This is a genomic window from Bradyrhizobium sp. (assembly GCF_047605465.1).
Taxonomy (GTDB): Bacteria; Pseudomonadota; Alphaproteobacteria; order Rhizobiales; family Xanthobacteraceae; genus Bradyrhizobium.
In genome coordinates, this window is sequence record NZ_JASGFS010000056.1 from 13,704 (window position 1) to 35,583 (window position 21,880).

Sequence of the window (21,880 nt, forward strand, 5' to 3'; positions counted from 1 at the left end):
GCCCTCATGGTGAGGAGCCCGCACGGGCGGGCGTCTCCGACTACGAGGGCCAAACTCGACCGACAGCCTCTCGACAATCGCAGCTCGGAGAAGCGAACGCCGGGCTCGCATCGCTTCCTGCCGTCACTTCCGCTTCAGGTCTCTTTGCGCTTATCGAAGCGCGAGCGCGCCGATGCGATCTGCTGCTGGTGGTCGATCGCCCATTGTCCGAGCGCCTTCACCGGTTGCTGCAGTCCGCGGCCGAGATCGGTCAGCTCGTAGTCGACCCGCGGCGGAATGGTCGGGAAGATCGTGCGCGTGACGAGCCCGTCGCGCTCCAACCCGCGCAGTGTCAGGGTCAGCATCCGCTGCGAGATGCCGTTGATCAACCGCTTGAGCTCGTTGAAACGCTTCGGCCCGTCGCTCAGCATCATGATCACGAACACGCTCCATTTGTCGCCGACGCGCGCGAGGATCGAGGCAACGTCGCGGCAATCGGCGTGGTCGGGATGCGGCGCTGCCGGCACTGCAGGCAAATGGCTGTGACTCGGTTTCAAGGATGTGCCCGGGGCTCAAAAAAGTGCGTTCTTGCGGGGATTTCGGCAGTCACTCATGTAGTGCGGGTTACAAATCTATACCATGGGTGACCCCAATGAAACTCCTCCATATCGACTCCAGTGTCCTCGGCCCCCACTCCGTCAGCCGGCAGGTTTCCTCCGCGATCGTCGACCGGCTGCGGCAGGCCACGCCGTCGCTCGACATCGTCTATCGCGATCTGACTCAGACCCCGCTCGCCCACCTCTCCGGTTCGCACCTTGCCGCGGCCCAGGGCGCGCCCGCGCCGACCGAGCTCGGTCCCGACCTTGCCGCGAGCGCGGCGGTGTTGAACGAGTTCCTCGATGCCGACATCGTGGTGATCGGCGCGCCCATGTACAACTTCACCATCCCGAGCCAGCTCAAGGCCTGGATCGACCGCATCCTGGTGCCGGAGAAGACGTTCAAATACGGCGAGAACGGCCCACAGGGTCTTGCGGGCGGCAAGCGCGTGATCCTGGCCATTTCACGCGGCGGCTATTACGGCGCGGAGACGCCGTACGCGGCCGGCGAGCATCTCGAAACCTATCTGCGTTGGGTGTTCGGCTTCATCGGCATTAGCAATCCCGAGTTCATCTTTGCCGACGGAATCCAGGTCGGACCTGATCACCGGGAAAAGGCGCTGGCGGGTGCTCTTCAGGCGGCGACCAGCCTCCGCGCGGCGTAAGGCGTGCACCGGCCGGATCTGTCGCCGCCGGTTTTCGGCGGCGGCGGAGCGGTCAGCCGGTGAGACGCCGGGCTAGAACCAGGCGCCCTGCACGCCCAGGATGACCGCGACGAGCGAGACGAGCAGGCCGATGCCGGAAAACAATGCGACCGCGATGAACTCGGAACTGTCGGAACGCTTCGCTGGAATAGCCGATCGTTCGGTGTAAATGCGCGGTTCTGAAACTTGCGAAAAAAAACGCGTTGCTGCCTTCGGCATATCGGGCTCCCTGAAACGAGTCCTATGACCCTCTGCCCGTAGAAATGTCTTCGCGGCCTGCGCGAAGGTTCAACACATCACGCAACGTTCAGAAAATACGCCTCGCAGGACGAGGGAACCATCCGGCGCAACCATCGTGTCGCGCCGGATGGATTCAATTTTCATCAGATTGATCAGCCGCGATAGATCGGTGCGCCGCTCGGCGAAGCCACCGCGCCGCCATCGACGAAGATTTCCTGCCCCTGCACATGCGCGGAATCATCCGAGGCGAGGAACAGCACCGTCCTCGACACGTGATCCGTCTCGCCGATACGACCGAGCGGCGTCGACAGCGCGATTCGTTTCTCGAACGCCTTCTCGGCTTCGGGCGTGGCGGTGGCGGGTCCCCAGATCGGCGTACGGATCGCGCCGGGAGCGACCACATTGACGCGGATGCCGCGTGGCGACAATTCGGATGCCATGATCCGCGCCATCGCCCGCACGCCGGCTTTCGCCGCGCCGTAGGCCGAATAACCGGGAATGCCGAGCACCGAGATCACCGAACCGTTGAGAATGATCGAGGCGTTGTCGTTGAGATAAGGCAGTGCGGACTGCACCGTGAAGAACACGCCGGTGAGATTCGTGCGGATCACCTTCTCGAACGTTTCGAGCGTGGCCGAGCCGAGCGGCGTGCCGCCGGCGATGCCGGCATTGGCGAACAGGATATCGAGCTTGCCGAACTTCTCGGCTGCCGTCCTGATCGCGGCTTCCGTGGCCGCAATGTCGGTGGCGTCGGCGGCGACTGCGAGCGCGTTCGGCCCAAGTTCCTTCGCGGCGGCCTCGAGCGTCTGCTTGTTGCGCCCGGTGATGGTCACCCTCGCGCCCTCGGCCACGAACAGTTTCGCCGTCGCAAGACCGATGCCGCTGTTGTCGCCGGTGATCAATGCCGTCTTGTTCTTCAGTCGCACGCTCGCCTCCAGTGGTTGCATTATGAAACTATGTTGCCATCTAGGGCCAATGGTTTTATGATGCAACCACACAAGCGCGTGATCGATGCCGGCACGCTCTTGGGCACGGCGGGACCGGAACGATGGTGAAACGCACGAGCTTCGAAGGGGACGCCTGCCCGATCGCGCGATCGCTGGAAGCGATCGGCGATTGGTGGTCGCTGCTGATCATCCGCGAGGCGCTGTTCGGGCTGCGGCGCTTTGGCGAGTTTCAGAACAAGCTCGGCATGGCGAAGAACATCCTGGCGGCGCGGCTGCGCGCGCTGGTCGATCACGGCATCCTGGCGACGGCGCCCGCTTCCGACGGCAGCGCATATCAGGAATATGTGCTGACGCCGAAAGGCCGCGGCACCTTCCCGATCCTCGTGGCGCTCCGGCAATGGAGCGAGGAGTTCGACGACCGGCCCGAGGAGATCGCGACCATCCTGGTCGATCGCGACAAGGGCCGCCCCGTGCGCAAGCTGGAAATGCGCGCCGAGGACGGGCGGCTGCTCGGTCCCGCAGACACGATGTTGAAATCGCGGCCGTTACGCCGGCGGACAGCCTGACCGGCGATGGGCTCGCGCCACGCGACATCGTCATTGCGCGCGAGGCGAAGCAATCCAGATCATATGTCCGCAGCGCTCGGCAGGATTGCTGCGCTCAATGACGATCACGGAGAGAGGTCTCCCTCGCCTCAAGACAGCTTGCGCTTGCTCCGCAGCCTCAGGCGCTCGTCGGCTTCGAGCTTGGCCATGCCCAGGAGATAATGCAGCACATCGAGCTTGTGGCGCTCGGCCAGCTTTCGCAGCGCCGTGACCTGCTCGGCGATGAAGGCGACCGCCTCATCCGCCCCGCCTTCTCCCGGTTCCTCATTGCGCGAGCGCGTCTGCGCACCTGATCGGGCGCGCGCCCGCTTCTTTGCCGGCTTTGTCACCAGAGCCCCACCCGAATCCATACCCCACGGAAATATTAAGCAGACGGGGAGCGCAACTCCAAGGTGGTATTCTGCAACTTTCTCGATATGAAACTTTTCTTCCAAAACGGCCTTTCAACAGCCCTCGATTTGACAGCGGGGGCCTCACCACCCATGTTCGGGGCGAAACGGCCGACCCGAGTCCCTTCGAATTCGGCCCAAGATTTTCCCGTAAGTTACTGGAACTACATGAATATCGTCATTGTGGAGTCGCCGGCGAAAGCCAAGACGATCAACAAGTATTTGGGCTCGTCCTACGAGGTTCTGGCCTCGTTCGGCCATGTCCGCGACTTGCCGGCGAAGAATGGTTCCGTCGATCCCGACGCCAATTTCAAGATGATCTGGGAGGTCGACCCGAAGGCGGCCGGCCGGCTCAACGACATCGCCAAATCCCTGAAGGGCGCCGACCGGCTCATTCTCGCCACCGACCCTGATCGCGAGGGCGAGGCGATCTCCTGGCACGTGCTGGAGGTTCTCAAGGAGAAGCGCGCGCTGAAGGATCACAAGATCGAGCGCGTGGTGTTCAACGCCATCACCAAGCAGGCGGTCTCGGAAGCGATGAAGCATCCGCGCGAGATCGACGGCGCGCTGGTCGACGCCTACATGGCGCGCCGCGCGCTGGACTATCTCGTCGGCTTCACCCTCTCCCCCGTGCTGTGGCGGAAACTGCCGGGCGCCCGCTCGGCCGGACGCGTGCAGTCGGTGGCGCTGCGCCTCGTCTGCGACCGCGAGCTCGAGATCGAGAAGTTCGTGCCCCGCGAATACTGGTCGCTGATCGCGACGCTGCTGACCCCGCGCGGCGATGCCTTCGAGGCCCGCCTGGTCGGCGCCGACGGCAAGAAGATCCAGCGTCTGGACATCGGCACCGGCACGGAGGCCGAAGACTTCAAGAAGGCGCTGGAACTGGCGAGCTACGCGGTGACCTCGGTCGACGCGAAGCCCGCCCGGCGCAACCCGCAGGCGCCCTTCACCACTTCGACGCTGCAGCAGGAAGCCAGCCGCAAATACGGCTTCGCGCCGGCGCACACGATGCGCATCGCTCAGCGCCTCTATGAGGGCATCGACATCGGCGGCGAGACCACCGGACTCATTACTTATATGCGTACCGACGGCGTGCAGATCGCGCCCGAGGCGATCACCCAGGCGCGCAAGGTGATCGGCGAGGATTACGGCAATGCCTACGTGCCGGACGCTCCCCGCCAGTACCAGGCCAAGGCCAAGAACGCCCAGGAAGCGCACGAAGCGATCCGCCCGACCGACATGTCCCGCCGTCCCGACAGCATGAGCCGCAAGCTCGATGCCGATCAGGCCAGGCTCTACGAGCTGATCTGGAAGCGCACCATCGCGAGCCAGATGGAAGCGGCCGAACTCGAGCGCACCACCGTCGACATCACCGCGAAGGCCGGCGGCCGCACGCTGGAACTTCGCGCCACCGGCCGGGTCGTCAAGTTCGACGGCTTCCTCGCGCTCTATCAGGAAGGCCGCGACGACGAGGAGGACGAAGACTCCCGCCGCCTGCCCGGCATGAGCGCAGGCGAAGGCCTGAAGCGGCAGTCGCTCGCCGTCACCCAGCATTTCACCGAGCCGCCGCCGCGCTTCTCCGAAGCATCGCTGGTCAAGCGCATGGAAGAGCTCGGCATCGGCCGGCCCTCGACCTACGCCTCCATTCTCCAGGTCCTGAAGGACCGCGGCTACGTCAAGCTCGAGAAGAAGCGGCTGCACGGAGAGGACAAGGGCCGCGTCGTGATCGCGTTCCTGGAGAGCTTCTTCAGCCGCTATGTCGAATACGACTTCACGGCCGGCCTGGAAGAGCAGCTCGACCGCATCTCCAACAACGAGATCTCCTGGCAGCAGGTGCTGAAGGATTTCTGGCGCGACTTCATCGGCGCCGTCGACGACATCAAGGATCTGCGCGTCGCGCAGGTGCTCGACGTGCTCGACGAGATGCTGGGGCCGCACATCTATCCGCCGCGCGCCGATGGCGGTGACGTCAGGCAGTGCCCGAGCTGCGGTACGGGCCGGCTCAATCTGAAGGCGGGCAAGTTCGGAGCCTTCGTCGGCTGCTCGAACTATCCGGAATGCCGCTACACCCGCCAGCTCGCCGCCGACAGCGAAGCCACCGCCGACCGTTCGCTCGGCCAGGATCCCGACACCGGCTTCGATGTCTGGGTCAAGGCCGGCCGCTTCGGCCCCTACATCCAGCTCGGCGAGCCGAAGGACTATGCGGAAGGCGAGAAGCCGAAGCGTGCGGGCATCCCGAAGGGCACCTCGCCCGGCGACGTCGAACTCGAGCTTGCGCTGAAGCTGTTGTCGCTGCCGCGCGAGATCGGCAAGCATCCGGAAACCGGTCAGCCGATCACGGCCGGTCTCGGTCGCTTCGGGCCGTTCGTGAAGCACGAGAAGACCTATGCGAGCCTCGAAGCTGGCGATGAAGTGTTCGACATCGGCCTCAACCGCGCCGTGACGCTGATCGCCGAGAAGGTCGCCAAGGGCCCGAGCCGCCGCTTCGGCGCCGACCCCGGCAAGGCGATCGGCGATCATCCGACGCTCGGCACCGTCACCGTGAAGAGCGGCCGCTACGGCGCCTATGTCACCGCGGGCGGCGTCAATGCGACGATCCCGGCCGAGTTCGAGAAGGACACGATCACGCTGCCGCAGGCGATCACCCTGATCGACGAGCGCGCAGCCAAGGGCGGCGGCAAGGCCAAGGCGAAGAAGGCGGCGAAGCCGGCCAAGGCCAAGAAGGCCGCCGATGGCGACGACACTGCGGCGAAGCCCAAGAAAGCCGCCGCGAAGAAATCCGCGGCCAAATCGAAGACTGAATCAACCAGCAAGGCGCGCGCGGGCGTGGCGTCGACGGCCAAGACTTCCGCCACAAAGCCGCCGGCGACCAAATCATCCGCCGCCAAAGCTCCGGCCAAGAAGAGTGCCGGCAAGAATTAGAGGTTAAGTGAAACGCAAGAATGACCATGGCTTTCCCGACCGGAGCGCCATCGTCGCCTTCATCAAGGCAAATCATGGAAAGGCCGGAACCCGCGAAATTGCGCGCGAGTTCGGCGTGAAGAATGCAGATCGGATCGAGCTCAAGCGCCTGCTGCGCGAGCTCGCCGACGACGGCACGATCAAGAAGAAGCGCCATACGGTCTCGGAGCCGGACGCACTTCCCTCGACCCTGGTCGCAGACATCGGGACTCGCGACGCCGACGGCGAGCTGATCGCCTCCCCCACCGAATGGGACGAGGTCGAAAGCGGCGAGCCGCCCAAGATCCTCATCATCATGCCGCGCCGGCCCAAGCCCGGCACCACGGCCGGTGTCGGCGACCGCGTGCTGCTGCGTGTCGAGCCGAGCAACGAGAGCGAAGGCCCCGCCTATCGCGGCCACATCATCAAGGTCTTCGACAAGGCCAAGAGCCGCATCCTCGGCGTGTTCCGCGCGCTGCCCGAAGGTGGCGGACGGCTGATCCCGGTCGACAAGAAATCCGCCGACCGCGAGCTGAACATCGCGGCAAATGACACGAAGGGCGCGCAGGACGGCGACCTCGTCAGTGTCGACATCGTCCGCACCCGCAGCTTCGGACTGGCCTCCGGCCGCGTGAAGGAAAGGCTCGGCTCGGTCAAGTCCGAGAAGGCGATCAGCCTGATCGCGATCTACGCCCACGACATCCCGCTGCAATTCTCCTCCGCCGCGGAGCGCGAGGCGGAAGCCGCGGAGCCCGCGAACCTGAAGGGGCGCGAGGATTGGCGCGATGTCCCGCTCGTCACCATCGATCCGCCGGATGCCAAGGATCACGACGACGCCGTGCACGCGCAGCCCGACGACGACCCCAACAACAAGGGCGGCTTCATCGTCAACGTCGCCATTGCCGACGTCAGCTTCTACGTGCGGCCGGGCACCGCGCTCGACCGCAGCGCGCTCGATCGCGGCAACTCCGTCTACTTCCCCGACCGCGTCGTGCCGATGCTGCCCGAGCGCATCTCCAACAATCTCTGTTCGCTGGTGCCGGGCGAGCCACGCGGCGCGCTGGCGGTGCGGATGGTGCTCGGCCCCGATGGCCGCAAGCGCTCGCATACGTTCCATCGCATCCTGATGCGCTCGGCGGCGAAGCTGAGCTACGCGCAGGCGCAGGCCGCGATCGACGGCCGGCCGGACGATACCACCGGCCCCCTGCTCGATCCGATCCTCAAGCCGCTCTATGCCGCCTATGCCTGCGCCAAGCGCGCGCGCGACGAGCGCGATCCGCTCAATCTCGATCTGCCCGAGCGCAAGATCCTGCTGAAGAGCGACGGCACGGTCGACCGGGTCGTCGTGCCGGAACGCCTCGACGCGCACAAGCTGATCGAGGAGTTCATGATCCTCGCCAACGTCGCGGCCGCCGAGATGCTGGAGAAGAAGTCGCTCCCGCTGATCTACCGCGTGCATGACGAGCCGACGCTGGAGAAGGTCCACGCGCTGTCGGAATTCCTGGAGACGCTGGACGTCCCGTTCGCCAAGACCGGCGCGCTGCGTCCGACGCTGTTCAACCGCGTGCTCGCCCAGCTCGAGGGCCACGACTATTATCCGCTGGTGAGCGAGGTCGTTCTGCGCGCCCAGGCGCAGGCCGAATACTCCTCGGAGAATTACGGACATTTCGGCCTGAACCTGCGCCGCTACGCGCATTTCACCTCGCCGATCCGCCGCTATGCCGACCTCGTCGTGCACCGCGCGCTGGTCCGTGCGCTCGGCCTCGGTGAAGGTGCCCTGCCCGACAGCGAGACGCCGGAGAGCCTCAGTGAGGTCGCCGCGCATATTTCGCTGACCGAGCGGCGCGCGATGAAGGCGGAGCGCGAGACCGTCGACCGGCTGATCGCCCACCATCTCGCCGACCGCATCGGCGCGAGCTTCCAGGGCCGCGTCTCCGGCGTCACGCGCGCCGGCCTGTTCGTCAAGCTGAGCGAAACCGGCGCGGACGGCTTGATCCCGATCCGGTCCCTCGGCACGGAATATTTCAATTATGACGAGGGCCGTCATGCGCTGGTCGGCACGCGCAGCGGTACCATGCATCAGCTGGGTGACGTGGTCGACGTCCGTCTGATAGAAGCGGCCCCCATAGCAGGCGCGTTGCGCTTCGAGCTGCTGTCGTCGGCCGGCGAGGCCGCACCGCGCGAGCGCAGGCCGTTCCGGGCGCAGCGCAAATCGTCCAAGGCGCATCCCGGACGCAGTCCGAAGGACAAGAAGCGCAGGCCGGACAAGCACAAGAAGAAGTCCGGCAAGGGGAAGAAGGGCAAAGGCAAGAAGGGCAAGGCGTGGTGACGATGAGCACGGCCCCCAAAATCTGGACGCGCGAGACCGGACTGGTCGAGAAGCGCGACGTCTGGGCCGCGATGAAGCGCGGCTTTCGCGGCCGCTGCCCGCGCTGCGGCGAAGGCAAGCTGTTCCGCGCCTTCCTGAAGACGGCGGACAATTGCGCGAATTGCGGCCTCGACTTCACGCCGCATCGCGCCGACGACCTGCCCGCCTATCTCGTGATCGTCATCGTCGGCCACATCGTGGTGCCGACCATCCTCTGGATCGAGACCAATTATTCGACGCCGGCCTGGCTCACCTTCGCGGCCTACCTGCCCTTCACCTTCGTCGCATCGCTCGCGCTGCTGCAGCCGGTGAAGGGAGCCGTGGTCGGATTGCAATGGGCTCTGCGCATGCACGGGTTTGACGACAACCCTCCGGATGGTATTCCGCCGGTATAGGCAAAATAAGCAAGAACGGTTTGGGTGAGGACATGACGGATACGGCGCAGGCAACGGAGAAGGCCAAGGTCCACGAGGAGAAGGAAGCCGATCATCATCCCTATTTCCGTCCCCGGGATGCGGCGACACTGATCCTGGTCGATCGCAGCGGCGCGATCCCGAAGGTCCTGGTCGGCAAGCGCCACGACAAGGTAGTGTTCATGCCCGGGAAATTCGTCTTCCCCGGCGGCCGCGTCGACAAGGCCGATTACCGCGTGCCGGTGGCCGCGCCGATCACATCCGAGCTGGAAGCCAATCTCGCCAAGGGCAGCCCGAAGACCCCGGCCTCGCGCGCGAAGTCGCTCGCCATCGCCGCGATCCGCGAGGCCTGCGAGGAGACCGGCCTGTGCCTCGGCCGCCGGACCGAGGGCAAGGCAGCGAAGCTCGAAGGCGCCTGGAAGCCGTTCGCGGATGCGGGCCTCCTGCCCGATCCCTCCAGCCTGTTCCTGATCGCGCGCGCGATCACGCCGCCCGGTCGCGTCAAGCGCTTCGACACCCGCTTCTTCACGGCGGATGCCTCGGCGATCACCCACCGGGTCGAGGGCGTGATCCATGCCGACGCCGAACTCGTCGAGCTGGTCTGGGTCGAGCTCGGCTCCAAGCCGCTGGCCGATCTGCACCCGATGACGCGCAACGTGCTCAACGAGCTCGACACGCGCCTTGCCACCGGCCCCCTGCGCCACGATGCGCCGGTCCCGTTCTTCCACTTCTACGGCGGCAAGATGCAGAAGGACATTTTGGGCTGAGCGCCGCCGCATCGCCCCCGGCAGTCCCTCGCCCGTGAATCCGGGATGCGCCGCTCGGCGCGCACCCGGACTCCATCCCTCCACCAGCAATGCGGCCCGGCGGGCGCGCCGCTTCGCGTCACCCCGAAATGACGCGAACGTGCTGAGAGCGCATCGAAAAACAAAATAATCTTCCCATCCGCCCCGATGGCGGAGTTCCCCGTCGTGCCTATGTCTTGACGAACGACACCCAGAATGGACACGGGGCGATGGCACAACGGCAACTCAAGCTTGGCGCGTTCATGCGCCCGATCAGCATCCACACGGGCGCCTGGCGCTATCCCGGGGCCTGGCCGGACGCCAATTTCAACGTCGGCCACATCAAGACCCTGATCAGGAAGCTGGAGGCCGGCAAGTTCGACGCCTTCTTCATGGCCGATCACCTCGCCGTGCTGAACATGCCGATCAATGCGCTGAAGCGCAGCCACACGGTGACCTCGTTCGAACCGTTCACCCTGCTCTCGGCGCTCTCGTCCGTCACCGAGCGGATCGGCCTGATCGCGACCGGGTCGACCACCTTTGACGAGCCCTATCACGTCGCGCGGCGCTTCGCCTCGCTCGACCATCTCAGCGGCGGGCGCGCCGGCTGGAACATCGTCACCACCTCGAACCCGGACGCGGCGCTGAATTTCGGCCTCGACGACCACATGGAGCACGCCGAGCGCTACAAGCGCGCCCGCGAATTCTACGACGTGGTCACCGGCCTCTGGGATTCCTTTGCCGACGACGCCTTCGTGCGCGATGTCGACAGCGGCCTGTTCGTCGAGCCGTCGAAGATGCATGTGCTCGACCACAACGGCAAATATCTGAAGGTGCGCGGTCCCCTCAACATCGCCCGCCCGGTGCAGGGCTGGCCGGTGATCGTGCAGGCCGGCGCCTCCGAGGATGGCAAGCAGCTCGCGGCCGAAACCGCCGAAGCCGTCTTCACCGGCGGCGGAAGCCTTGCCGACGGACAGAAGCTCTACGCCGACATCAAGGGCCGCATGGCGAAGGTCGGCCGCGATCCCGAGCATCTCAAGATTCTTCCCGGCGCCTTCGTCGTGGTCGGTGACAGCGTCGACGAGGCCAAGGAGAAGCGCGCGCTGCTCGACAGCCGCGTGCATTACGACAGCGCCATCGCCTCGCTCTCGGTCATCCTCGGCACCGATGCCTCGGGTTTCGATCCCGACGGCCCGCTGCCGGAGATCCCCGAGACCAACGCCAGCAAGAGCGGCCGGCAGCGGCTGGTCGACCTCGCCGCCCGCGACAAGCTCACGGTGCGCCAGCTCGCCCAGCGCGTCGGCGGCTATGGCGGGCTCGCCTTCGTGGGCACGGCGAAAACCATTGCCGACCAGATGGAGGAATGGCTGGTCGGACGCGGCTCGGACGGCTTCAACATCATGTTCCCGTTCCTCCCCGCCGGCCTCGACGACTTCGTCGACAAGGTGGTCCCCGAGCTGCAGAAGCGCGGAATCTTCCGCAAGGAGTACGAAGGGGCCACTTTGAGAGAGAATCTGGGCCTTCCGCGACCGAAAAACCGGTTCTTCGAGGCCTGATCCGCCCGATTTGAGTGGTTTTCCCGGCCTGGAGCCCCCTTTGGGGCTCCAGGTTCTTGTTTTTGGCGCGTTTTCCTGCCGTGTACAGGTCGCCGTTGCGCTGGAAAACGCTCCGAAACCTTGACATCAGGCGGTTTCTGGCTAGGTTGCCGGCCAACGCGGGCCATTTGGCCGGCTCCAGATTCCCTTCATTTCTGAGGTTCAGAACATGGCCAAAGCGGTCACCATCAAGGTCAAGCTCGTGTCCTCGGCCGACACCGGCTTCTACTACGTCGCCAAGAAGAATTCGCGCACCATGACCGACAAGCTGGTCAAGAAGAAGTATGACCCGGTCGCGCGCAAGCACGTCGAATTCCGCGAATCCAAGATCAAGTAAGAAGATCAGGTCAGACGCGGATAGACTGAAGACTTCTACGGGGCCCTTTCGGGCCCCGTTTCATTTTGCGCCTCTCCGTATTCTCACACGACAGCGCATCGCCGAAACGAAGCCGCACGGCGTTCGGGCATCACCTCCTCAATTGATCGATCGCGATCGCCGATCGCAGCTCATCGCACGACGGACATATCCTCGGCTCGAGCCGCGCGCTCGCGAAGTCTGCCCATGGATGATGCAGGCGACGACATGCACAACGCGAAACGCGGCGGCAACTGTCTGCCAGCAAGTGCAACGGCGCAGCCACGTCCAGTCGCCGATACTCTGCGCGAACTGCGATCCGGTCTACGTGCGCGGGACGCGCCTGTTCGGAAAACGCATCGACCGGCCGAGCGTGGCGAGAGAGCGAGACCGCAAGGCAGACATGACAGCGGCGCTTCTACGCTCAGTGGCCAAGTTTCGGCACTTCCGCTAGTGTTGAGGAGCGTATAGCCATTTGGACGGGATGCCCGTCCTCGAAAGGACATGTCATGAGACTGTCATCAAGGTTTGTCGCACCCTCAACCCTCGCTTTCCTCTCGACTGTCTTGCTCTGTGGTCCGGCAAACTCGCAGACCGCAACGACCGCTCCCGCCCCGCTTCCGTCCGTCACGGTCGACGCACCGAAGCAGGCGGCAAAGCCGAAGCCGGTGGTCAGCACCGGCCAGACATCGTCAACCAGCCGCGCACGATCTGCGACTGTTTCGTCAACCGCTCGAACGGCATCGGCAGCCCCGAATTCAGTGTTGGGGAGGATCGCCAAGCTGGAAAAACTCGCCAGCAGTTGCAACGGTGGCTGTGAATCGAGCCTGCCGCACGGCAAGGATCCGTGGGTCGGGTGCAGCGAGTCCGGCGGCGGACAAGCGAACGCGCCTTTCTCGCCAACCTGCCGGGACACCCTCACCTACAAGAACTACGTGGACTGCGTCGAGACCAAGGTGTTCCTCGGCGACTATCGCAACAGGGCCTACTGGATCTGCAGCAGCCTGTCCGCCGGCAACAAGTTTCAGGTCGCCGAACTCAAGCGGCCGAAGCATTAGTCGATATTTTCCGCAGGCTCTCCGGTCCTGCTGAGACCGTCACCCGCGCCGCCGCCGGCAATGGCGGCGGCAGCGGCGTGATCAGCGCGAACGCGACCTCGATGATGCCGTCGGCATGATCGGGCGGCACGTCGAAGCATCTCGTCTGTCCGGAATTTCACGGCGCTTGCGACGAACCGCTAGTGCTTTGGGACTAGTCGTTTGCCCCTAACACGCATGTCCGGCTTGGCGTCGCCGGCATGCGGTGGGATTGTTCGTGCTCGAAGTTATCGTATCGGCAGCGCTGCCTCGACAGGAGCCGACGCCAATGACTTTCCGAGCCATCTGCTTTTCATGTGTCGCCGTATGCGCATTGAGCGGCGCCGCGCGCGCCGACAGCAGCGCGACGAACAGCCTCTTGCCGATCATCATGGGTCCGATGCCACCGGTGCGCATCGGCCCCGTGCCGCTGCCATGGCCGCCGCATCTTCCCATCGAGCCTCCGCATCCCCCGCTTCCGTCGCCGCATCCGATCATTCCCGGCCAGGGATGCGTTCCGACCGCGGACACGGCTTGCCCGCTCTGAAGTGGGCACGACCGCGATCGCCTCAACTGTCGACGCATCGACGCCGATGACAACGACCGGATACGAACCACCCGGTCGGTACGCGTGACATCCAGAAAGCGTTCGGCGGTCGCGTTGTGCTCCCAGACCCAAGCCCGCGAGCATGCGACCTTGCCTATGCCGCCTTCAGCAACGGCCGGTGCGACGGCCGGATCAGCGCGAAGGCGACCTGGATGATGCCGCCGGCCAGACCGAGAGCGACACCGATGCGCCAGGCCATGGTGTAGGAGCCGAGCGTGTCGTAGAGCACGCCTCCGCCATAGGCGCCGAGGAAGCTGCCGATCTGGTGGCTCATGAAGGCGAGGCCCTGGATCATCGCCTGCCAGCGCAGTCCGAACATTTCGGCGACCGCGCCCGCCACCAGCGGCCCCACGCCCATCCACAGGAAGCCCATGATGGCGCCGAACAGCAGCGTCGAGGCCGGCGTCGCCGGCAGCATGAAATACCAGGCGAGCGCGAGCGAACGCAGGATGTAGATTCCACCGAGCAGCGCCAGCTTGTTCCAGCGCTGCCCCGCCCAGCCGAAGAACAGCGAGCCGAGCACGTTGAACCCACCTATCATTCCAAGTGTTTGAGCGCTGAGCATGGGGTCCAGCCCGCAGATCGCGAGATAGGACGGCAGATGCGTGGTGAGAAACACCAACTGCATGCCGCACACCATATAGGCGCAAGTCATCACCATGAACGGCGCATTGCCGAGCGCGGCTTTCGCGACCGACGCGGCGGTCGCATCGCCGATGTCGTCGGCGGCGGGCTTGGGCAGCGGAATCCGATCGATGCGTCCGGCGTACCAGGCCGCCGGAATCATCAGCACCGACATGATGACGAAGCCGGCGAGTCCGATACGCCAGCCGAACCCTTCATTGAGCATCTGTCCGATCGGCGCCGACAACAGAGCACCGAGCGAGCCCGCGCCGGAGACGATGCCGAGCACGGTCGAGCGGACTGTTTCGGGCACCGCGCGCGCGGCCACCGACATGGCGATCGCCGCCGCGGTGCAGGCCATCGAGGTGCCGATCAGCACACCTCCGCCGATCATCACGCTGATCAGGCCGCCGGCGGTCGCCATGAAGGCGAGGCCCGCGATGTACATCAGCGAGCCGACGATCATGATGGAACGGAAGCCGTAGCGCACGGTCATCGCTCCGGCGAGCGGCTGGAGGAAGCCCCAGGCGAGGTTCTGCACGGCCAGCGCCAGCGTGAAGTCCGACACCGAGATGTGGATGTCGTGCGTCATCGGCTGCAGGAAGATGCCGAGGCTCTGCCGCAGGCCCATGCTGAGCGTCAGCAAGATGGAGGCGCCGATCAGGATCGGCAGCGTCGGACGCAGAACCTGCAGCAGGGGCATTTCGTTCTCCCTCAGGGGCGCGGCGCGATAGCCGTCGTCTGCGATTCCCGTTGATTTTAGTTACACAGACCTGTGTACTTAGTCTATGAAAGGCTGGTGCTGTCAAGCGAAGAGGACCTATCCCGCCGCATGGCTCCCCCGCCCGCCCCACAGACGATGAAAGAGCGGATCCTCGAGACCGCCGACAAGCTGTTCTACCTGCAGGGCATTCGTGCCGTCGGCGTCGATACCATCGCGGCCGAGGTCGGCATCTCCAAGCGCACGCTCTACAACCACTTCCCGTCCAAGGACGCCCTGATCGCGGCCTATCTGCAGGGCCGCTTCGTGCAGCCGCGTCCGTCCGACAAGCCGCCCGCCGAGCAGATCCTGGCCACGTTCGATTCGCTGGAGCGGCGCTTCGCGGCGAAAGATTTTCGCGGCTGCCCGTTCGTGAACGCAGTCGCCGAGCTTGGCGCCGAAGACCGCGCGGTGAAGAAGATCGCGGTCGCTTTCAAGGAGAGCCGGCGCGTCTGGTTTCGCGAGCGGCTGAACGAACTCGCCGTCGCGGACGCCGAAGCCCTCGCCACGCAGCTCGTGCTGCTGGTCGACGGCTCGATCGCGCAAGACCTCGTGCGCGACGACCCAGCGATGGCCCGCGCCGCCAAGGACGCCGCCAAGGTCCTGCTGCGGAACGCGGGCGTCGACGTAGCCGAGGACGCGGGGAAGCCGGCGAAGGGACGAAGGCCCGAGCCGCGATAGCCGCTTTCGACACATCGGCCGCTTATCCGCGCAAGCCGATGATCCAGTATTTCAGAGACGTCGCTGGATACCAAGAAGCCGCGGCGTACCGGGTTCCTCGCCGGAGCCTGTCATCGGGCTCGCCAAAGGCGAGACCCGGTGGCGGGGAATGACGGGGAGGCTTTTGCGCACGCTGCAATAACCGTGGGGAACGACAACTGGAGTTCTGCGATGGCTCACGCCACTTGCCGTCGTCCCGGCGCAGGCTGGGATCCATGGCCACAGGTGGTGATTTAACGAAGACCCGGCGTTACCAGCGTGCGCCCCATCCCTGCCTCGGGTCATGGGTCTCGGCCTGCGCCGGGCCGACACTGCGCATGAGGCCACTCCCCGCCCCATAGCCATTTGCGCGATGATGACATCGTGCGCCTGTTTTGCCCGACGTGTCAAAGATCAAGACATCGCCGACCAACCGCCGCGCGCGCCCGCGCAAATCATCGATCCCGCCGAAGCGGGCTACTGTGCATGGGGTTGTTTTCGAGATTTCGTGCCGGGCGCCTTACGCCGCCTGCGACACCACGCGATTGCGGCCGTCGTGCTTGGCGCGATACAGCGCCGTGTCGGCGCGCTTGAGCACGTCGGCGACGGCCTCGCCCTTCTGCTCCAGCGTGGTCAGGCCGATCGAGATCGTGACCTCGATGCGCTTGGTGCCCTTGTGGATGGCGAAGGGCTCGCCGGCGATCGAGCGGCGCAGGCGTTCGGCCACCATGCCGGCGACGTGGAGATCGGTCTCCGGCATCACGATCACGAACTCCTCGCCGCCGTAGCGGCAGGCGAGATCGATGCCGCGGATCGACTTGCGCACGCGCACGGCGAATTCGCGCAGCACGTCGTCGCCGGCATCGTGGCCGTAATTGTCGTTGATCGACTTGAAGAAGTCGATGTCCAGGATCATCAGCGCCAGCGGCTTGCCGCGGGTCGAGGCCTGCTCGGCGAGCGTCGCCAGATGGCTCTCCATGTAGCGGCGATTGTGCAGGCCGGTGAGCGCGTCGGTGATCGCCATCTCGATCGAGTTCTGCACGTTGTCGCGCAGATGATCGGTGTAGCGGCGCCGCCGGATCTGCGTACGCACGCGCGCCAGCAGCTCGTTCTTGTCGATCGGACGCAGCAGATAGTCGTTGACGCCGATCTCGAGGCCGCGGAGCAGCCGCGTCGCGTTCTCGGCATCCGCAAGCGCGAGGATCGGCACGTGGCGCGTGCGCTCCAGCGAGCGCGCTTGGCTGCACAGCCGCAGGCCGTCGAAATTGTTGAGGTCGAGCGAGACGATCAGCAGGTCGTAATTGCCTTCTGCGGCGTGGAACAGCGCCTCGGTCGGATTGGGCTCGACATCGACGGTGTGCTCGGCGGCGAGCATCGTCGCCAGCCGCTCGTAGGAGGTCTCGCGGTCGTCGACCAGCAGGACGCGGCCGCCCTTGCCGGTGTCGGCCACCGCGCTGCGCTCCGGCGCCTGCATGCCGATCTCGAGCGAGGTGATGGCGCGCATGCGCAGCTCGTCGGTCATCATCTTCAGCCGCGTCAGCGAGCGCACGCGCGCGATCAGCACGACGTCGGAAACCGGCTTGGTCAGGAAGTCGTCGGCGCCCGCCTCCAGCCCGCGGTTGCGGTCGGCGGGGCTGTCGAGCGCCGTCACCATCACGACGGGAATGTGGTGCGTCGCCGGATCGGTCTTCAGGCGGCGGCAGACCTCGAAGCCGTCCATGTCGGGCATCATCACGTCGAGCAGGATGATGTCGCATTCGGCGCGGCGGCAGATCGCCAGCGCTTCGGTACCGTTCGAGGCGGTCATTACGTCGAAATATTCGGCGGACAGGCGGGCTTCGAGAAGCTTGACGTTGGCGGGAACGTCATCGACGACCAGGATACGCGCGGACACTGAAAAACACTCCCTAGCCGATGAAACGCCGGACCGTCTCAATGAATTTGCCGACCGAGATCGGCTTGGACAAATAGGCCTCGCAGCCGCCCTCGCGGATGCGTTCTTCGTCGCCCTTCATCGCGAAGGCCGTGACCGCAACGACGGGAATGGTGCGCAGTTCCGGATCGTCCTTGATCCAGCGCGTCACCTCCAGGCCCGAGACCTGCGGCAACTGAATGTCCATCAGCACGAGGTCGGGCCGCATCTTGCGAACGAGGTCGAGCGCCTCGTAGCCGTTGCTGGTGCCGGAAGTCTGATAACCGTGTGCCTCCAACAGGTCGCGGAAGAGCTTCATGTTGAGCTCGTTGTCTTCCACGATCAGGACGGTCTTAGCCATCCCGTCCTCCTGATTGGCAAGAAGACCGATACATGTGACGCCTCAGGCGCCGCTCGCCGGCGCTTCGAAAACTGGATTCAAACTAGCCTCAGATTCGCTCTAGTTTCGTTAAACCCGAGGGCCGACTTTCTGCGATGTGGTTTCCAGTTGCTTGTCTGGGGTCGCAAGACTCGGGCAGAAGACTCGGGCATGATGATTGCAAATTAGAGCCCGAAAGTTAACGGAAAGGCAAACCGGCCCCTTGAAAAAGCCTGTTCACAACCCCCGCGAAGTCGCTGAAATCGTTGCGATTCAGGCGCTGTCTTTTGTTGCGAGCGACCCCGAGCGGCTGGGCCTGTTCCTGGCCGAGACAGGGGTCGGCCCGGAGACGCTGCGCAATGCCGCCTCGGACCCCAATTTCCTCCTCAGTGTGCTCGATTTCGTGATGCGCGATGACGCCACCGTGAAGGCCTTCGCCAGCACCTCGGAACTGCATCCGACCAACGTCGCGGCGGCCCGCCAGGTGCTCGGCGATGCGCTCGGCGACCGGACCTGGGAGCGCGACGTGCCGTGAGCACCCCTGATCCGGCCGGGCCCCGCTGCTTCTGCCGGGATTGTCTGGCCGATCTGGACATGGGCGTGCGGCGCTGCTCGGCCTGCGGCTCTCCCCGCCTCGTCCGCCACCGTGCGCTCTCGACGCTGACCATCGCCCATATCGATTGCGACGCCTTCTATGCGACCGTCGAGAAGCGCGACAGTCCCGATCTCGCCGACAAGCCGGTCATCATCGGCGGAGGCAAGCGCGGCGTGGTGTCGGCCGCCTGCTACATCGCGCGCACCTACGGTGTCCGCTCGGCCATGCCGATGTTCAAGGCGCTGGAAGCCTGCCCGCATGCGACCGTGATCCGGCCCGACATGGCGAAATACGTCCGGGTCGGCCGCGAAGTGCGCCAGGCCATGCAGGCGCTGACGCCGCTGGTCGAGCCGCTCTCGATCGACGAAGCCTTTCTCGATCTCTCGGGCACCGAGCGCGTTCACGGCATGGTTCCCGCCAAGGTGCTGGCGCGGTTCGCCCGCGACGTCGAGCGCGATATCGGGATCAGCGTGTCGGTCGGCCTGTCCTGCAACAAGTTCCTGGCCAAGATCGCCTCCGACCTCGACAAGCCGCGCGGCTTCGCTGCGCTCGATCAGGAGGAAGCGCGTGCGATGCTGGCGGAGAAGCCGGTCGGCTTCATCTTCGGGGTCGGACCCGCGACGCAGGAACGCCTGGTGCAGCGCGGCTTTCGCATCATCGCGGACCTGCAGAAGGCCGACGAGATCGAGATGATGCGGCAGTTTCCGAGCGATGGCCGGCGGCTCTGGCGGCTTGCCCGCGGCATCGACGACCGGCGCGTCGAGCCCGACCGCGGCGCCAAGACGATTTCGAGCGAGACCACGTTCGAGACCGACATCCGCGATTTCGCGACGCTGGAGAAGATCCTCTGGCGGCTCTGCGAGAAGACCTCGTCGCGCCTCAAAGGCAGCGAGCTTGCCGGCTCCACCGTGACGCTGAAGCTGAAGACCGCCGATTTCCGCCAGCGCACGCGCTCGCAATCGATCGCGGCACCGACGCAGCTCGCCGCGAAGATCTTCGCGATCTGCCGCGAAATGCTGGCCAAGGAGATCGACGGCACGGCGTTCCGCCTGATGGGCGCCGGCGTCAGCGCGTTGCGCGCGGGCTCGGCCGCCGACGACACCGACATGCTCGATCGCCGTGCCGCGCATGCCGAGCGGGCGGTCGACAGTCTGCGCAAGAAGTTCGGCAGCGCCGCCGTCATTCGCGGGATCGCCTATGACGGGCCGGAGAAGGCGCAGGACTGATCGTCACCCGCGGTTGCGGACGGTGCAATCCAGCGGCATCCCGTCACACAGGGCTCACTCCGGCCGCGCGCAGAGCGGAAGCAGCTTGTCACGCGTGAGCGGCGCGAGTTTCACCGACGCGGGGATGGTCGGATCGAGCCAGAGGATCTCCTCGATCTCCGCCCCGGGCGTGACGGAACGCGCGATGGCGACACGAAAAATCTCGGCATCGACCTGACGGCCCGGCTCGTTCGCTGCAGGGGCAGTGTACCGTCCGATATAGGTCATCTCCGCCGGATCGACTTCGATTCCGAGCTCCTCGAACAATTCCCGCTGCAACGCAGCCTCGGGATGCTCGCCGGCTTCGATCTTTCCCCCAGGCTGCATGAAGCTGTCGGTAGCGCGCTTCCTGACGAGCAGGACGCGTCCATCGCTCCTGCTCATCAGCGCGGCTGCAATCCGAATCGACGTCATATCCCCGTCACTTCAGTCCGCGACCGCCACCGCTTCGATCTCGATCAGCCACTCCGGCGCCGCGAGCGCGGAAACGCCGACGAGGGTGCTTGCGGGCGGCTCCATGCCTTCGAAGAAGGCCGAGCGGGCCTTGCCGATGACCGGACGCAATTCCGGCTTGTAGTTCACGACGAAGGTCGTGATCTTCACGATGTTGGCGTAGGTCGCCCCTGCCGCCTTCAGCGCATGGCCGAGGTTCTGCATCACCTGCGTGGTCTGCGCGGCGAGATCGCCCTCGCCGACGATCCGTCCCTCCTCGTCAACCGACACCTGGCCCGAGATGTAGATGGTGCGTCCACCGGACGCCGTGACGACGTGGGAATAGGCCGGATTGTGGTGCAGGCCGCTGGGGCGGAGATGATCGAGCTTGGGCATGGTGCTGTTCCCGGAGTTTGTGGTTCGCGGGAAGCCTAGCGGGGCGCACGGCTCAAAGCCAGCCCGTCATTGCGCGGCGCGACGAAGCGATCCAGGCTGACCTTTGCGCAGGGAAGACGCCCGTCAATGACAGGGCTTGCTGTCCTTGACGTCGAACTTGCCGAGCACGCCGGAGATCACGAAATCATTGTAGTCGAGCACGAGCTGGCGCGAGACGCCGTTCTCGTAGAGCTCGAAGGACATGGCGTAGACCGGGGTCTGCTCGCCCTCCTTCTGCTGCGCTTCGCGATCGAAATAGCTGACGGTGACCGGCCAGCGCGTCAGCGCCTTCATGTGCTCATCGGACGTCGACGGATCGGGCGACTGCGTGGCGCGGTCGCCCGGGATCGGCTGGCCGATCACGGTCAGCGTGTTGTAGACCTTCTGGCCGTCATCGGAGCCGTCGTAGACGGAGAGCTCCAGGAGCGACTTGCCGTCCTTCGCGGCGGCGATGATGCGCTGGATCTGCTCGGTCGGAAACACGATCTTGCCGTCGAGCGTGAACGTCTTCGGCTCCGGCAGCTTCAGTTTGACGTTGATGTGGTCGCCGTCGCGCTCCGCCGTGCCGTCGACGCGGCCGGCGTCGGTTTCGTTCATCCGCGTCTCGATCTTGAAGCGGTAGCTCTTGCCGGCGGCGTCTTCCCAGGAGTTGGAGCGGAGATCACTCAGCGTGATCTTGCCCTCGCCGCTGTCGAGCTCGGAGACCTGGCGAAATTCGGAGGTGTAGCCCTCGCAGCTGCTGCCTGCGAAATTATAGAGGATGCGCCCCCTCGCACTGTTGATCGAATTGGAGCGGGATTTCACGAGGCTGAGGTCGTAGAGCGCCTGGTGCGCAAGAAACGGACCATTGGCTGCGCTGGCTCCGCCGCTGCCACCGAAAATGGCCACTGCGAGCGCCATGACGCCGAGCGAAGTCCGGAAAAGGTGCACCATGTCTGTCCCTTGGGAACGCAGATTCGACACTTTAATGACCGTTCCATTGCGTCGCAACTGCGGCCATTTCACGTAAAGTTGCGGCTCCTCGTCGAACCTCTTGGTCTGCCTGTGAAAAATGCAATCGGGCCGAGCGTCTCCCTCGCTCCATCGGCTTGCTTGCATGTGGCGGCGCTATGGGCGAAACAGGGCGCGCCCGGCCGAGACTGTCAGGCCGGGATGGATGAATTCAGGGATATCGAGGTCG

At 65.1% G+C, this 21,880-nt stretch carries 22 protein-coding genes; 12 read left to right on the forward strand and 10 right to left on the reverse strand.

Annotated elements, in window-relative coordinates; translation table 11 throughout:
* Window positions 1-134 precede the first annotated feature (134 nt).
* Complete coding sequence (locus QM712_RS28675) at window positions 135-536, reverse strand: winged helix-turn-helix transcriptional regulator (RefSeq protein ID WP_415026522.1); 402 nt, start codon at window positions 534-536, stop codon at window positions 135-137.
* A 95-nt stretch (window positions 537-631) separates the two neighbouring features.
* Between QM712_RS28675 and QM712_RS28680 the strand changes: the two genes are divergently transcribed.
* The gene (locus QM712_RS28680; protein WP_415026523.1) at window positions 632-1,240 is read left to right on the forward strand and encodes an FMN-dependent NADH-azoreductase; all 609 of its coding nucleotides are present in this window, start codon (window positions 632-634) and stop codon (window positions 1,238-1,240) included.
* A 72-nt stretch (window positions 1,241-1,312) separates the two neighbouring features.
* Here the strand turns inward: QM712_RS28680 and QM712_RS28685 are convergent, their stop codons facing one another.
* Window positions 1,313-1,498 carry a hypothetical protein gene (locus QM712_RS28685; protein ID WP_415026524.1) on the reverse strand — a complete coding sequence of 62 codons (186 nt, stop codon included), beginning with the start codon at window positions 1,496-1,498 and terminating at the stop codon, window positions 1,313-1,315.
* Window positions 1,499-1,671: 173 nt separating this feature from the next.
* Entirely contained in the window at window positions 1,672-2,445 is a 774-nt protein-coding gene (locus QM712_RS28690) for an SDR family oxidoreductase (RefSeq protein WP_415026525.1), read from the reverse strand.
* A gap of 122 nt (window positions 2,446-2,567) precedes the next feature.
* Here QM712_RS28690 and QM712_RS28695 point away from each other — a divergent pair, with 122 nt between their 5' ends.
* Window positions 2,568-3,032: a winged helix-turn-helix transcriptional regulator gene (locus QM712_RS28695; RefSeq protein ID WP_415026526.1), complete on the forward strand. Its 465-nt coding sequence runs from the start codon at window positions 2,568-2,570 to the stop codon at window positions 3,030-3,032.
* A gap of 128 nt (window positions 3,033-3,160) precedes the next feature.
* On the opposite strand, the gene QM712_RS28700 is transcribed toward QM712_RS28695, so the two are convergent.
* On the reverse strand, window positions 3,161-3,400 hold the full coding sequence (locus QM712_RS28700; protein WP_415026527.1) for a hypothetical protein: 240 nt from the start codon (window positions 3,398-3,400) through the stop codon (window positions 3,161-3,163).
* 228 nt (window positions 3,401-3,628) lie between these two features.
* On the opposite strand from QM712_RS28700, the gene topA reads away from it, so the two are divergent.
* From topA to QM712_RS28735, 7 genes are all read left to right on the forward strand, one after another.
* Window positions 3,629-6,382, forward strand: coding sequence for a type I DNA topoisomerase (gene topA, locus QM712_RS28705; protein WP_415026528.1), 2,754 nt, complete (start codon window positions 3,629-3,631; stop codon window positions 6,380-6,382).
* A gap of 7 nt (window positions 6,383-6,389) precedes the next feature.
* Window positions 6,390-8,729, forward strand: a complete 2,340-nt coding sequence (gene rnr / locus QM712_RS28710; RefSeq protein WP_415026529.1) for a ribonuclease R — start codon at window positions 6,390-6,392, stop codon at window positions 8,727-8,729.
* Window positions 8,723-9,163, forward strand: coding sequence for a DUF983 domain-containing protein (locus QM712_RS28715; protein ID WP_415026530.1), 441 nt, complete (start codon window positions 8,723-8,725; stop codon window positions 9,161-9,163). Before rnr ends, QM712_RS28715 begins: the two co-directional genes overlap by 7 nt.
* 32 nt (window positions 9,164-9,195) lie before the next feature.
* Complete coding sequence (locus QM712_RS28720) at window positions 9,196-9,948, forward strand: NUDIX hydrolase (RefSeq protein WP_415026531.1); 753 nt, start codon at window positions 9,196-9,198, stop codon at window positions 9,946-9,948.
* 248 nt (window positions 9,949-10,196) lie between these two features.
* Entirely contained in the window at window positions 10,197-11,522 is a 1,326-nt protein-coding gene (locus QM712_RS28725; protein ID WP_415026532.1) for an LLM class flavin-dependent oxidoreductase, read from the forward strand.
* Window positions 11,523-11,730: 208 nt separating this feature from the next.
* Window positions 11,731-11,898, forward strand: coding sequence for a 50S ribosomal protein L33 (rpmG, locus tag QM712_RS28730; protein WP_045008041.1), 168 nt, complete (start codon window positions 11,731-11,733; stop codon window positions 11,896-11,898).
* 782 nt (window positions 11,899-12,680) lie between these two features.
* Entirely contained in the window at window positions 12,681-12,974 is a 294-nt protein-coding gene (locus QM712_RS28735; RefSeq protein WP_415026533.1) for a hypothetical protein, read from the forward strand.
* Window positions 12,975-13,693: 719 nt separating this feature from the next.
* On the opposite strand, the gene QM712_RS28740 is transcribed toward QM712_RS28735, so the two are convergent.
* Window positions 13,694-14,926: an MFS transporter gene (locus tag QM712_RS28740; RefSeq protein ID WP_415026534.1), complete on the reverse strand. Its 1,233-nt coding sequence runs from the start codon at window positions 14,924-14,926 to the stop codon at window positions 13,694-13,696.
* A 129-nt stretch (window positions 14,927-15,055) separates the two neighbouring features.
* Here QM712_RS28740 and QM712_RS28745 point away from each other — a divergent pair, with 129 nt between their 5' ends.
* The gene (locus tag QM712_RS28745; RefSeq protein WP_415026535.1) at window positions 15,056-15,664 is read left to right on the forward strand and encodes a TetR/AcrR family transcriptional regulator; all 609 of its coding nucleotides are present in this window, start codon (window positions 15,056-15,058) and stop codon (window positions 15,662-15,664) included.
* Between the two features lie 538 nt (window positions 15,665-16,202).
* Here the strand turns inward: QM712_RS28745 and QM712_RS28750 are convergent.
* Together QM712_RS28750 and QM712_RS28755 are read right to left on the reverse strand one after the other, a co-directional pair.
* Window positions 16,203-17,576 carry a PleD family two-component system response regulator gene (locus QM712_RS28750; RefSeq protein WP_415026536.1) on the reverse strand — a complete coding sequence of 458 codons (1,374 nt, stop codon included), beginning with the start codon at window positions 17,574-17,576 and terminating at the stop codon, window positions 16,203-16,205.
* A 13-nt stretch (window positions 17,577-17,589) separates the two neighbouring features.
* The gene (locus QM712_RS28755) at window positions 17,590-17,955 is read right to left on the reverse strand and encodes a response regulator (RefSeq protein ID WP_027553080.1); all 366 of its coding nucleotides are present in this window, start codon (window positions 17,953-17,955) and stop codon (window positions 17,590-17,592) included.
* A gap of 241 nt (window positions 17,956-18,196) precedes the next feature.
* On the opposite strand from QM712_RS28755, the gene QM712_RS28760 reads away from it, so the two are divergent.
* Together QM712_RS28760 and QM712_RS28765 are read left to right on the forward strand one after the other, a co-directional pair.
* Entirely contained in the window at window positions 18,197-18,508 is a 312-nt protein-coding gene (locus QM712_RS28760; RefSeq protein WP_415026537.1) for a DUF3572 domain-containing protein, read from the forward strand.
* Window positions 18,505-19,794 (forward strand): DNA polymerase IV, encoded by a 1,290-nt coding sequence (locus QM712_RS28765; protein WP_415026538.1) that lies wholly within the window; start codon window positions 18,505-18,507, stop codon window positions 19,792-19,794. The genes QM712_RS28760 and QM712_RS28765 overlap by 4 nt, the downstream gene beginning before the upstream one ends.
* Before the next feature lie 54 nt (window positions 19,795-19,848).
* Here the strand turns inward: QM712_RS28765 and QM712_RS28770 are convergent, their stop codons facing one another.
* The 3 genes from QM712_RS28770 to QM712_RS28780 all read right to left on the reverse strand — a co-directional run bounded on the left by QM712_RS28770 (window position 19,849) and on the right by QM712_RS28780 (window position 21,633).
* On the reverse strand, window positions 19,849-20,247 hold the full coding sequence (locus QM712_RS28770; RefSeq protein ID WP_415026539.1) for an NUDIX hydrolase: 399 nt from the start codon (window positions 20,245-20,247) through the stop codon (window positions 19,849-19,851).
* A gap of 12 nt (window positions 20,248-20,259) precedes the next feature.
* Entirely contained in the window at window positions 20,260-20,661 is a 402-nt protein-coding gene (locus tag QM712_RS28775; protein WP_415026540.1) for a RidA family protein, read from the reverse strand.
* A gap of 123 nt (window positions 20,662-20,784) precedes the next feature.
* Window positions 20,785-21,633 carry a cell envelope integrity EipB family protein gene (locus QM712_RS28780; RefSeq protein WP_415026541.1) on the reverse strand — a complete coding sequence of 283 codons (849 nt, stop codon included), beginning with the start codon at window positions 21,631-21,633 and terminating at the stop codon, window positions 20,785-20,787.
* Window positions 21,634-21,880 lie beyond the last annotated feature (247 nt).